8 protein-coding genes are annotated in these 13,089 nt (G+C 61.9%); 5 read left to right on the top strand and 3 right to left on the bottom strand.

Annotation, left to right across the window (positions count from 1 at the left end; genetic code table 11):
* The first annotated feature begins 30 nt into the window (after window positions 1-30).
* Together QO231_RS07060 and QO231_RS07055 are read left to right on the top strand one after the other, a co-directional pair.
* A complete protein-coding gene (locus tag QO231_RS07060; protein ID WP_316774649.1) occupies window positions 31-1,320 on the top strand; it encodes a LysM peptidoglycan-binding domain-containing protein in 1,290 nt (429 codons plus the stop codon).
* Window positions 1,321-1,384: 64 nt separating this feature from the next.
* A complete protein-coding gene (locus QO231_RS07055; protein ID WP_316774648.1) occupies window positions 1,385-3,193 on the top strand; it encodes an ABCB family ABC transporter ATP-binding protein/permease in 1,809 nt (602 codons plus the stop codon).
* Between the two features lie 5 nt (window positions 3,194-3,198).
* Here the strand turns inward: QO231_RS07055 and QO231_RS07050 are convergent, their stop codons facing one another.
* Genes QO231_RS07050 through QO231_RS07040 form a run of 3 tightly spaced genes read right to left on the bottom strand, consistent with a single transcriptional unit; the run spans window position 3,199 to window position 9,252 of the window.
* Window positions 3,199-4,164: a glycoside hydrolase family protein gene (locus QO231_RS07050; RefSeq protein WP_316774646.1), complete on the bottom strand. Its 966-nt coding sequence runs from the start codon at window positions 4,162-4,164 to the stop codon at window positions 3,199-3,201.
* A gap of 25 nt (window positions 4,165-4,189) precedes the next feature.
* On the bottom strand, window positions 4,190-8,017 hold the full coding sequence (locus tag QO231_RS07045; protein WP_316774644.1) for an efflux RND transporter permease subunit: 3,828 nt from the start codon (window positions 8,015-8,017) through the stop codon (window positions 4,190-4,192).
* On the bottom strand, window positions 8,014-9,252 hold the full coding sequence (locus QO231_RS07040) for an efflux RND transporter periplasmic adaptor subunit (RefSeq protein ID WP_316774642.1): 1,239 nt from the start codon (window positions 9,250-9,252) through the stop codon (window positions 8,014-8,016). Before QO231_RS07040 ends, QO231_RS07045 begins: the two co-directional genes overlap by 4 nt.
* A gap of 263 nt (window positions 9,253-9,515) precedes the next feature.
* On the opposite strand from QO231_RS07040, the gene QO231_RS07035 reads away from it, so the two are divergent.
* Genes QO231_RS07035 through der form a run of 3 tightly spaced genes read left to right on the top strand, consistent with a single transcriptional unit; the run spans window position 9,516 to window position 13,078 of the window.
* Complete coding sequence (locus QO231_RS07035; RefSeq protein ID WP_316774640.1) at window positions 9,516-10,187, top strand: tetratricopeptide repeat protein; 672 nt, start codon at window positions 9,516-9,518, stop codon at window positions 10,185-10,187.
* A 52-nt stretch (window positions 10,188-10,239) separates the two neighbouring features.
* Window positions 10,240-11,574 (top strand): PQQ-like beta-propeller repeat protein, encoded by a 1,335-nt coding sequence (locus tag QO231_RS07030; protein ID WP_316774639.1) that lies wholly within the window; start codon window positions 10,240-10,242, stop codon window positions 11,572-11,574.
* Between the two features lie 49 nt (window positions 11,575-11,623).
* The gene (gene der / locus QO231_RS07025) at window positions 11,624-13,078 is read left to right on the top strand and encodes a ribosome biogenesis GTPase Der (RefSeq protein WP_316774638.1); all 1,455 of its coding nucleotides are present in this window, start codon (window positions 11,624-11,626) and stop codon (window positions 13,076-13,078) included.
* Window positions 13,079-13,089: the final 11 nt, after the last annotated feature.

The following is a 13,089-nucleotide window of genomic DNA, read 5'->3' as shown; positions in this document are numbered from 1 at the left end:
GGTGCGCCAGAGCGCGACGAGGGGATGAACATGGCAGGAAATACCGCAGGGGCCTTTTCAGGGCCAACCGGGTGGGTGCTGGGGCTTGCCGCCGCTGCGGCGCTTGGTGCTGCCGGGCTGTATCTGGGCGGATACGTCGCGCCACAGGAGATAGGATCATCCGACGCCGTGGTCACGAACACGACCAGCGCGCCCGAAGCGTCCGGATTGGCGGACACGGGCGCGGCAACGGTGCCGGCAGAGCCCGAACAGGGAACCGCGGCTCGGTCCCAGGCGGCGGCGGACGGGGCAAAGGCGGACACGCTGGCCGCGCCGATCTTTGACGTCGTCAGGGTCGATCCCGATGGAAACACCGTCATCGCCGGGTCGGCCGCGCCGGGCAGCCGCGTGGTCATCCTGATGGATGAGGACGAGTTGGAAACGCCCAGGGCCGGAGCGGATGGCGGTTTCGTCAGCCTCCTCACCCTGCCAATCTCCGATGCGCCGCGTGTTCTGACCTTGCGTGCCGAACGTGACGGGCAATCGGCGATCTCGGTCGATCAGATCATCATTGCGCCTTCTCCCGCCAGTGCAAGAACTGCGCTGACGACCCCGGCGGGCGATGCGCTGCCTGTTGCAGGCGTCACGGCGCCGCCAACACCAGTGGCCGCCGTCGAGGCCGAGACCGCCGGGGCAGCACCGACGGCGTCGCAAATGCCATCCGCAGGAACAGCCGACGAGGTCGTGACCGCCGCCATCGCGCCCGACGCCCCAACGCCGCCAATCTCTGAATCTACACCCGTGACGGTCTTGCGCGCCAATGCGGATGGCGTCGAAGTGATACAGCCGGCCGCCCCGCAAGAGGCAGCGGCCTCGCAGGTCACGCTGGACACGATCAGCTATTCTGCCGAGGGCGAAGTCCTGCTCAGGGGTACAGCGGTGGAGGGCGCGGCGGTGCGCGTCTATCTCGACAACATGCCGGTGACCGATCTGGACACCAACGCCAAGGGCCGGTTTCGCGGCAAGATCGGTGCCGCAGCGCCGGGCATCTACACGCTTCGTCTGGATGAGGTGGACGCGGACGGACAGGTTCTCAGCCGGTTGGAAACGCCTTTCAAACGCGAATCGCCTGAGGTGTTACAGCCCGCCGAAGACAATTCCGAAGAGACGGAGTCGCCTGTCCGGGCTGTAACGGTGCAAACCGGCGATACACTCTGGGCCATTTCGCGGGACCGCTATGGCGATGGCGTGCTCTATGTGAAGGTGGTCGATGCCAACCGAGACAGCATCAAGAACCCCGATCTGATCTATCCCGGGCAGGTTTTCACCATCCCAGAGTGAACCGGGAGCACTGGCAAACCTGGCGCTCAGGCACTATGTGTCTCCAAACCTTCCGGGAATTCTCATGCCACCATTCCAAGACACAGACGCTCGCGAGGCGCGCTTTTCAGGCTTGCGGACCATCCGTCGCGTGGCCCCGTACCTGTGGCCGGATGATCAGTCCTGGGTCAAACGCCGGGTGGTGCTGTCTCTTGTCATTCTTGTTCTGTCCAAGCTGATCGCGGTCTATACGCCGATCCTCTACAAGGGGGCCGTTGACAGTCTTGCCGGTGATGGTGTGTCAACACTGGCACTGGGCGCGGTGGGGCTGACGGTGGCCTACGGATTGGCGCGGCTGATGAGCGTCGGGTTTCAGCAACTGCGCGACGCGGTTTTTGCCCCGGTCGGGCAGCGGGCGCTGCGTCGTCTGGCGCTAGAAACATTCCAACACATTCACCGGCTGTCGATGCGCTATCACATCACACGCAAGACCGGCGGGCTGTCGCGGATCATCGAGCGCGGGGTAAAGGGTGTCGAATTCCTGCTGCGCTTTCTGATCTTCAGCATCGGCCCGCTGATTCTGGAACTTCTGCTGGTCGGGATCATCCTGACCGTGTTGTTTGACGTCTGGTACCTGGTGATCGTGGCCGTCACCATCGCGCTCTATGTCGCCTTTACCTTCGCTGTCACCGAATGGCGGGTCAAGCTGCGCCGGGAAATGAACGACCAGGACACCGACGCCAACCAAAAGGCGATCGACAGCCTGCTGAACTATGAAACCGTTAAATATTTCGGGGCCGAAAGCCGCGAGGCCGCGCGCTATGACGTGGCGATGGTTGGTTATGAATCCGCCGCACTCAAGACGGCCTATTCGCTGGCGTTCCTGAATTTCGGTCAGTCGTTGCTGATCACCGGGGGATTGATCGGTGTGATGATTCTCGCCGCCCTCGGCGTGCAGGCGGGCAGCCTGACAGTGGGCGATTTTGTCATGGTCAACGCCTACATGATCCAGATCACCGTGCCGCTGAACTTTCTCGGCACCGTCTACCGGGAAATCCGGCAATCGCTTGTGGATATGGGCGAGATGTTCGATCTGCTGGAACAGCCGGCCGAGATCACCGATAAGGCGGGTGCACCGGCGCTCAAGGTCAACGGTGGCGAGATCACCCTGTCGGGGCTGCATTTCGGATACGAGACGAACCGGGAAATCCTGAAAGGCGTTGATCTGTCGGTGCCTGCGGGACAGACCGTCGCCATTGTGGGCGCGACGGGATCGGGCAAGTCCACCATCGGCAGGTTGTTGTTCCGGTTCTACGATGTCACCGGCGGTGCGCTCAGGATCGACGGGCAGGACATTCGCGACGTGACCCAGGACAGCCTGCACGCAGCCATCGGAGTCGTGCCGCAGGATACGGTGCTGTTCAACGATACCATTCGCTACAACATCGCTTATGGGCGCGATGGCGCGACGCAGGAACAGATCGAGCAAGCCGCGCGCGACGCGCAGATCCATGACTTCATCGAAAGTCTTCCGGATGGCTACGAGACCGCCGTGGGCGAGCGGGGCCTGAAGTTGTCCGGGGGCGAAAAGCAGCGGGTCGGGATCGCGCGGACTTTGCTCAAGGATCCGCCGATCCTGTTGCTGGACGAGGCCACCAGTGCGTTGGACAGCGAAACCGAACGCGACATCAAGGATGCATTGGATCGCGCGGGCGAAGGGCGGACCGTGATCACCATCGCGCATCGCCTGTCGACGATCGCCGAGGCCGATCAGATCGTGGTTCTGCATCAGGGCGAGATTGCCGAACAGGGCACACATGAAGAGCTTCTTGCGCGCGAGGGGCGCTATGCAAATCTATGGAATCGTCAGCAATCGGATCAGGAGGCCGCTTGACGGGGCTAATCGCCCCGCCGCGCGTGCAATATCCACCACCCTTTCTGAGATTGCGCCCCCGTGTAAAACAGATGCGCCGCGCCGCTTACCGGATCAAAGGTGATCTGCGGCGCAGTGATTTCGTCGCGGTCCCATCTGCCACCGGATTTGGTGATCACCGGCGCGGTCAGCTCGTGATAGGGACCGAATGGATGCGTCGCACATCCCAGAAAGATCGCTTCCGTCTCCTGGAACTCGCCATTGCGCACCGACAGGAACCGGCCATCGGGGGTTCGGGTGATCTGCCCCTCCATTGCAACCGGCGCCTTTACCTTCCGGATATTCTTCCAGGTCCGGCCATCGTCGTCTGACACCGCGCCCATCGGCCAGATCTGCGAGACGTTCCGATAATCGTCCCAGGCCACGAAGGTCATGAAGAGCTTGCCATCATGTTCGACAATGCCGGGCGAGGTTATCGTCCCGACGGATTCTCCGCCGATCTGTCCGATTGGAATCACCGGTTTGCTCTTCATGCGATAGGGGCCGTTCAGCTTGTCGGCGACCGCCAGAAAGACCTGTGAACGATAGGTTGTCTCGTTGGCATAGCCGATAAAAAATATCTGGTGCTCGCCGTTTTCTGCGCGCCGATAAAACGGTGTTTCCTTCTTGCGCGCCTTTCGGCCACCCTGGTCGGGACCGATCAGAACTGGGCCGTCCCGCCAGGTTGTCCAATCGTTCGATCGGGCAAGCTTGATGGAAATCGTGCCCCCGGAATCACCGGCATAGACCATGCGCAACCGGCCATCGGGTATGCGAAACACATGCGAATCACTGGCAACTTCGTAGTTTTCTTCCGGCACCCTGTCGCGCAGTACGGGCTGGCCGTCGGGGGTCCAGTCCTTGAAGGTTCTGGCGCAGGCGCGTGCGTCGTCCGCCTGAACCTGCGTTGTCGCGCAAGTGATCAGTATCGTTGCGACGACCCCCCGGATCATGAAATCGTGCGACGCCGTCCGCGTCTCATTCCGCGGCCTTCAGCGGCGTCCGGGGCGCTGTCGGGCTGTCCTCTTGCGGGTCGTCAGCCGCCGCTTCGGCCGCTTTGGGGTCAGCCTCTTCCGGTGGGCCGAGGTCTTCCCAGATGATCTCGTCGATCCTGATCTCGCGTGCGGCCCGGTCCAGACGCATGTCTCGGGCGGTCTGGGTTTCCTTGCCGCCTGTCACGCGCACGATCAGATGCCCGATCCAGGTGGCGTAGGTCGAGAACCACACCCGCAATGCCAGGAAAGATGGCGTCACGATCAGTGTCAGAACCGTCGCGATCCCCAGACCGAACACCACGGCCGTCGCCAGTTGCTTCCACCACAGCGAGGTCGGGCTGTCGATCGAATAGCCGCCGTTGATGAAATCAAGGCTGAGCCCGAACATCATCGGCGCAAGCCCCGCCATCGTCGTGATCGTTGTCAGCAAGACCGGGCGAATACGCGCCTCGGCGGTGCGGATGATCGCCTCGATGCGCGGCATGTACTGGCTGAATTCCTGATAGGTATCGATCAGCACGATGTTGTTGTTCACCACGATCCCGGCCAGCGCGACGATGCCTGTGCCGGTCATGATGATCGAAAACGGTTGTTGCATCACCATCATGCCGATCAACACCCCGGTGGTGGACAGAACCACCGCCAGCAGGACCAGGACAGAATTGTAGAAGCTGTTGAACTGCGCCAGCAGAATGATGAACATCAACCCCAACGCGCCAAGAAACGCGTTTTGCAGGAAGGCACCGGATTCCTCCTGTTCCTCCTGATCGCCGGTCCATTCCCAATCGATGCTCGCGGGCAGGGGGTTGGTTTCCAGCCATTCGGTGATCACCGTGATCCGCTCGTTGGCGTTGACCGGAATGAACTGGGCATCGCCCGCTGCCAGTGCCGTGCGCAGGTCATCGACCCCGACGCCGTCAGTGAGTTGAACAATTTCGAACCGGTCACCAGCGTCATTCTCCAGCGTTGCCCCATCGGCAATGATGTCAGCCTCCAGCGCGCGAACCAATGCCTGCCGCGCTTCGGCCTCCGTGTCCGGGTGTGGCGTCACGACCTTGAACAGGGCGCTGCCGACATCGGCCTTTACGTCAAAGATGCGCTGCTGATCGACTCGGTTGATCTCGGCCAGCTTCGCGACCGGTTTGCGGCTGATGAAATTGCTCAGCGGGACCAGCCCGTCGCTGGTGCGCACCTTCATCGAATCCAGGGTGCTCAGGACCCGGTCCTGCTCGGGCAGACGGACACGAATTTCGATTTCCTCGTCGCTGCTGTCGACCCGCATGGTATCCAGCAGGATGCCGCGCGTGACCAGTTGCACCATGCCGCCGACTGTGGCCACGTCGGCCCCATACTGCCCGGCTTTTTCGACCTCGACGTCAATCTGCCAATCTATGCCGGGCAGGGGCAGCGTGTCCTCAACCTTGATCAGACCAGGCAGGTGGTCAAAATGGGCCCGCACCGTTTCCGCGGCTGCGGTCAGATCACCCCAGTCGTCGCCTTTCAGGCGCAGGTGGATCGGCTTGCCTGATCCCGGACCCTGCTCCAATGGCAGGATCTCGGCCTCGAAACCCGGAATTTCCTGCAGCTTGGTATTGAGCTGATCAATCACGAAATCACCGTCATAGGCCGGTGCCGTCACATCCCGTTCAAACTTGCCAAAGAACCAGCTTTCGCGCGCGGTGGGGCGATCTTCCCAGGGGATGATCTCGAACTGGACCTGACCAACCGTGTCCTGCGGGCTCTGCTGACCTGGGCCGCCGGTATCGAGACCACCACTTCCGGCAAAGGCAAAGACGTTGATGACCGCCGGGTGGGCGCTGATAACCTCTTCGACCTGGCGCACCATCTCGTCGGTTTCGTGCAGCGATATGTTGCCGCGCGCGCGGACATAGACGTTGGCCTGTTCCGGTTCGGATTCGACAAAGAACTCGACACCGCGCGAATTGGCCGGGAACAGCACGGTGGCCACGTAGAAAACGGCGGCAAATACTGTCGCGATGGCCACGATCGGCATGATCGGATTGCCAGCGATGAACTTGATGAAATGCCCGAATGGCGACAGCTGATGGCCGGAACGCACCGCCCGCGGTGGCCGCACGATGCGGGCAGCACCCAGCGTGACCGAGGACGCAAACGAGCCGAAGAGGAACAACAGGGCGCCGAACAGAACCCCCGCGACACCGGCGGTGCCCGCAGGCAGCAGATAGGCCGGGTTCAGAACCTGCATCGCGCCCAGAAACATGGTGTACATCGCAATCGGCACCAGCAGCGCCCGAACGGCCCAGGGCAGGCGGGCGCGCAGGACATCCGAGATTCGCCCGAAAAGGCGGCTCATCCGGCCGGTGACACCGCCCATCACCGGCAGGTAGACCAGTGCGACGATCAGCGATGCGGACAGAACGAAAATCAGCGTGACTGGCAGCATTCCCATGAATTCGCCGGGAACGCCGGGCCAGAACAGCATCGGCAGAAACGCGCACAGCGTCGTTGCCGTTGACGAAACGATGGGCCAGAACATCCGTTGCGCCGCCTCGACATAGGCATGCATGGGGCCAACGCCTTCCTTGATCCGCTTGTCGGCGTATTCGACCACCACGATGGCCCCATCGACCAGCATTCCGACCGCGAGGATCAGGCCGAACATCACGATATTGGAAATCGTGATGCCCATGATCGCGAGGAACATGAAACACAAGAGGAACGATGTCGGGATCGCAAACCCGACCAGCAAGGCGGCGCGGCTGCCAAGTGCTGCAAGCACCACGATCATCACCAGCGCCACCGCCGTCAAAACGGACCCTTCCAGCTGGCTGACCATGGAGCCGACAACGCGGCTCTGATCGTTGCTGGTGCCCACCTTTATCACTGCCTGCAACTCTGGCGGCCATTTCGCCTTGCTGGCCGCCAGCGTTTCCTTGACCAGTGCAACCGTGTCGATCAGGTTGAAGCCCTTGCGCTTGACAACCTGCAAGGCGACGGTGCTTTCGCCGTTGAACCGTGCTGTGCCTGCGCGATCTTCAAAGGTGAAGTTGATTTCCGCCAACTCGCCCAGCGTGACCACGCGGTCACCATTGGTCTTGATCGGCAGGTTGTAGACATCGCGCGGTTCGTCAAAACTTGACGGGATCTTGACGCTGAACTTGCCCTGATCGGTCTCGATCTCGCCTGCGGCAATCAACTGGTTGTTGTTCCGAACGACGTTGATCAGTTCCAGCGCGGTGATGTTGTAGGATTCCAGCCGCAGCGGGTCGATCACCACCTCGAGCATTTCATCGCGATTGCCTGCGATTCCGGCCTCCAGCACCGCGTCCAGCGCTTCAAGATCGTCCTGCAACGCCTTGGCAACACGCGCCATCGTGCGCTCGGGTACGGCACCGGTCAGGTTGACAATGACGATAGGGAACTCCGAAAAGTTGATCTCGGTGATGGAGTATTGTTCGGCCCCGTCCGGGAGTTCGGCCTGTGCCGAATTCATGGCGTCGCGCACATCGGCCATGATCGCGGTCTTGTCCCAACCGAAATCGAATTCCAGTGCTACGCCCGCGTAATTCTCTGCCGCCGTGCTGGACATGGTCTTGAGGCCGTCCAGATCGGCCAGTTCGGTTTCCATCGGTTTGACCAGCAGGCTTTCGCTGTCTTCCGCCGAGATACCGGGAAACTGCACCGACACGAACAGGGCCGGGATCTCGATATCCGGCTCGCCCTCCTTGGGAAGGTTGGCATAGGCAAAGCCACCTATGATCAGCGACAGCGCGATGAAGGCCAGCACCATGCGGGCCCGTTCAGAAGCCCAGGTGACGATCCCTGTCATTGGGCGGCCTCCCGGTAAGCTGGTTTGACAAGCACGCCCTTGGTGACAAATTCCTGGCCGACGACAATTACGTCAGTCTCTTCATCCAGACCGGTGACCCAAATTCCGTCTACATCATCACGCAGCAGGCGGATGGGACGAAAGTCCACGATATTGTCCGGCAATACGATGCGCACCCCCAATTGACCGTCATTGTTCAGGGTCAGCGCCGATGCCGGCAGGCGGTGCGCCATTGTGCCGTCTGCGGCAATGGCAATCGCGGCGGTTTGCCCGTCGCGGATCGACATGTCCGGGTTGGGCACCGTGATCTCGACCAGAAATGTGCGGGTTGTCGGGTCGGCGGAACGGCTGATGAAATCGACAGTGCCCTGCACGCGACGCCCATCGGTCAGCTCGGCTCCGGCCATCGCGCCCAGATTGATCCGGTTGACATCCGACTCCGGCACATATCCGACCAGCTTGATCGGGTCGAGCCGGATAACTGTGGCGCAGAGGCCGCCGGGCTGCATCAGGCTGCCCAGTTCGGCAGTGTCGGATTCAAGCAAACCGTCAAACGGCGCACGGATGGTCAGGCGCTCTATCTCGCGCTCCGCCGCCGCCACGGCAGCCGCTGCACCCTGGATGCCGGCTTGCGTGGTTTCCAGCCCGGATTTGGCGGAGGCAAGCCCTGCCTCGGCTGAGCGGACGGCGGCCTGCGTCGATGCCAGCCTCGTTTCGGAGGCGTATCCGCCCTTGGAGAGCTTTTCCGCCGCATTGTTGTTGATCAGGGCTTCGGACAGTCGGGCCTCGGCTTCGGCCAGCCGGGCCTCGGTTTCCGGTTCCCGCGCCCTTGCCTCGGTCAACCGGGCACGGGCTTCTGCAAGTGCTGCCTCGCGTGTGCCGACGTCCAGTTGGCACAGAACATCCGTCGTCTTGACGAATGTGCCTTTGCGCAACGGGGGCGACACGACGGTCGCAGAAGTTTCTGCGCGCACTTCCACCTGCCGGTCGGCACCGGTCTGGCCCCGCAAGATCACCCTGCTGTCAATCTGTTCCGCAGTGCTGCGCAATACCACCACGCCAACCGCATCTGGTGCTTCTGAGGCGAGAGCGTACCCTTCACCTGCGGGAGCCTCAGTCGCGTCTTCGGTACTCTCGTCGCCGCGCGCAAACGCAAACAGCGCCTCGCGTTCGAAAACGACTGCATAGAGTCCTAGAGTCACCAAGATCGCGGTGAGTACGGGGATCAATCGCATCTTGCGCCTTTCCACATCAATCGAATTGGCCGATATCAAAGTCCGCACAACGCGGTACTTTTTCATATAGGGGCATTTTTCTACTAAACTAACCAGTTCAGATTAGTTTTTTTTCCGAGAATGCGCAAGCTGCTGAGGTATTGCACTGTACCGGCCACTTGGCTTGCCCCTGCAGGCAGGCTAAGAGAGGGCCGTTGCCCGATTTCCGGGCGAAAAATGCGTTCCGGAACCGGGGCACCACATGGCCAGAGACAGGGCAGAGCATGAGCGACAGCGACAGTTTCATCGAAGAAGTGACCGAAGAGGTGCGCCGCGACCGGTTGTTCCTGATGTTCCGCCGCTATGGCTGGATCGCGGTTGTGCTGATTGTGATCATTGTGGCGGGTGCTGCCTGGAATGAATACAGCAAGGCGCAGACCCGTGCAGCGGCCGAAACCCTGGGGGATGGCATTGTCGCGGCACTCGCAGCCAACGATCCTGCCGCGCGGGCGGCCGCCCTGAGCGAGGTCGAGGCGGATACACCGGGCGGTGAAGCAGTTGTCAACTTCCTGATCGCGGCAGCCGAAGTGAACTCCGGCGAGACCACGCAGGCGGTGGCGCGGTTGAACGAGATTGCCATCAATGGTGATGTGCCCGAGATCTACCGCCAGATCGCCAGCTTCAAGGCGCTGACCCTGCAGGCCGACAGCATGCCAGTCGAGGAGCGCAGGGTTCAGTTCGAAGCGCTGGCGCAACCGGGCGCGCCGCTGCGTCTGCTGGCCGAAGAACAACTCGCATTGATTGACGTGTCCGAAGACGAGATCGAAACGGCAGTTGTCAGACTTCAGGCCATTCTGGATGACTCCGAGGTCACCACGGACTTGCAACAGCGAGTATCTCAGTTGATGGTGGCGCTTGGCGCTACGCCACAAGTGCCTTCGCGCATCCAGGGGTAGGCCCCTGGGGCACTTGATCGCAGGAACAGAAAGACAGGCAGGGACTTTAAAGATGGTATCGTTTCGAGCATCCCGCACCGGATTGGCCCTGTTGGGCGTTCTGCTTTTCACGGCGTCAGCCTGTGCTGAAAAGGAACGGATCCTGGCGGGCCCCCGTGAAAACATCCGCCCTGTCGCAGACGGGGCAGTCGCGACGGCAAGTACAGTTGTCAATGCCAGCCGCGCGATTCGCCTGCCGTCTCAATCCGCAAACACGACCTGGGCACAATCGTTCGGCACGCCGGCATATCGCACGGCCAACGCCGCATTGCGCGCGGCTCCGCAACGCATCTGGTCAACTTCGATCGGGTCCGGCAACAGCCGCAAGCAACGCATCACCGCATCACCCGTGGTTGCCGGCGGGTTGATCTATACGCTCGACAGCGGCGCTCGCGTTTCGGCGGTTTCGCCCAGCGGCGGCCTGGTCTGGAGCACGGACCTGATCCCATCGAGCGACGAAGAAGGGCAGGCCACTGGCGGTGGCATGGCCTATGACAATGGCACGCTGTATGTTTCCTCGGGCTTTGGACGGCTGGCCGCGCTCGATGCGCGCAGCGGAGCGACCCGCTGGATCCAGAAACTGGAGTCGACCGGCAGCGGCACGCCGCTGGTGCGCGATGGGTTGGTGTACCTGGTTGCTGGCGACAATATCGCCTGGGCGATCAATACATCGGACGGTCGGGTGGCCTGGCAGATCGAGGCGAGCCCGAGCATCACCAACGTTCTCGGCGCTCCGTCGCCGGTACTGGCCGGAGATTTCGTGGTCTTTGGGTTCGGCTCTGGTGATATCGTCGCGGCGTTCCGGCGTGGCGGGCTGCGACGATGGAATGCGACGGTGGCGGGCCAACGCACCGGCCGTGCGATCGCCAAGATTGGCGATGTCACGGGTGGACCCGTGGTCGTAGGCAACCGGATCTACGCCGGAAACCACTCTGGCCGCATCGTCGCGCTGGACGTGGAGGACGGCGAACGGATCTGGACCGCACGCGAAGGCGCGCTTGGGCCGGTCTGGCCGGCAGGGGACAGCATCTTTTCGGTGACCGACCAGAACAAGCTGGTTCGTATCAATGCCGCGGATGGAGGCGTCATCTGGGCCGTCGACCTGCCCAACTTCGTCAAGGACAAACCGCGCAGGCGCGGCCGCAGCTATGCCAACTACGGCCCGATCCTGGCGGGCAGCCGGATCGTCGTGGCCTCGTCGGACGGTCAATTGCGCTTTTTCAGCCCCGACAACGGGGTGATGACCGCAGCGGTGCCTGTGCCCGGCGGTGCCAGCAGCGCGCCGGTCGTGGCCAACCAGACGCTCTATGTGATGGGCGGCGATGGCGAACTGCACGCTTTCCGTTGAGGCGCGGATGCGCTAAGGGGCGCTCTCAGACGTTTTGAAAGCAGACCCGATGTCCTTCACCCTCGCTATCGTGGGCCGCCCGAATGTGGGCAAATCCACCCTGTTCAACCGCCTCGTAGGCAAGCGTCTGGCGCTTGTCGACGACACTCCCGGCGTCACCCGCGATTTGCGGGAAGGCGAGGCACGGCTTGGCGATCTGCGCTTTACGGTCATCGACACCGCCGGGCTTGAGGATGCAACCGATGATAGCCTGCAGGGGCGAATGCGACGTCTGACGGAACGCGCCGTGGATATGTCCGACATCTGCCTCTTCATGCTTGATGCGCGTGCCGGGGTAACGCCGACCGATCAGCTCTTTGCCGAGATCCTGCGCAAACGCAGCGCTCACGTGATCCTTGCCGCGAACAAGGCCGAAGGGTCTGCTGCCGATGCCGGTGTGATCGAGGCCTATGGTCTTGGACTTGGCGAACCGATCCGTATGTCGGCGGAACATAACGAGGGGCTCAACGACCTCTATTCTCAACTGATGCCGCTGGCTGATGGCTTTGCCGTGCGGGCAGCCGCCGAAACTCCGGCAACCGATGTTGCGGTCGATGACGCGGACGAAGACGCCGCCGCGCCGACGCCGACGGCGGACAAGCCGCTGCAAGTCGCCGTCGTGGGTCGCCCCAATGCAGGAAAATCTACACTGATCAACCGCATTCTGGGCGAAGATCGCCTGCTCACGGGGCCCGAGGCGGGAATAACCCGCGATGCCATCTCGCTGACCACCGACTGGGACGGCACGCCGATGCGCATCTTTGACACTGCCGGCATGCGCAAAAAGGCCAAGGTCCAGGAAAAGCTGGAAAAACTCTCGGTCAGTGACGGGCTGCGCGCGGTCAAGTTCGCTGAGGTTGTGGTGGTATTGCTCGACGCGGAGATTCCCTTTGAACAACAGGATCTGCGGATTGCCGACCTTGCAGAGCGCGAAGGCCGCGCCGTAGTGGTCGCGGTCAACAAATGGGACGCCGAAGAGAACAAGCAGGAAAAACTGCGCGATCTGCGCGAGTCGTTTGAACGCCTGTTGCCGCAACTTCGCGGCGCGCCGCTGGTGACGGTCAGCGCGCTGACGGGCAGGGGTCTTGATCGTTTGCACACTGCGATCCTGCGGGCCTACGAAGTCTGGAATCGCAGGATACCGACCGCGGCGCTGAACCGTTGGCTCGCGGGCATGCTGGAACAGCATCCGCCTCCGGCGCCACAGGGCAGACGGATCAAGCTGCGCTACATGACACAGGCCAAGACCCGCCCGCCTGGATTCGTGGTGATGTGTTCGCACCCTGACAAGATGCCTGCCAGCTATTCACGGTATCTGGTGAATGGCCTGCGCGAGGATTTTGACATGCCCGGCGCGCCGATCCGCCTTCATATGAGGGGACAAAACGATCAGAATCCTTATAAAGGTCGCAAGAAGAGCGGCCCGAGCAAGTTGAGAAAGCACATTTCGGGGCGGAAGACCTGACACCCATATTC

Source organism: Sedimentitalea todarodis (assembly GCF_032595355.1).
Lineage (GTDB): Bacteria > Pseudomonadota > Alphaproteobacteria > Rhodobacterales > Rhodobacteraceae > Sedimentitalea > Sedimentitalea todarodis.
This window is presented reverse-complemented; position numbering and strand designations above follow the sequence as displayed.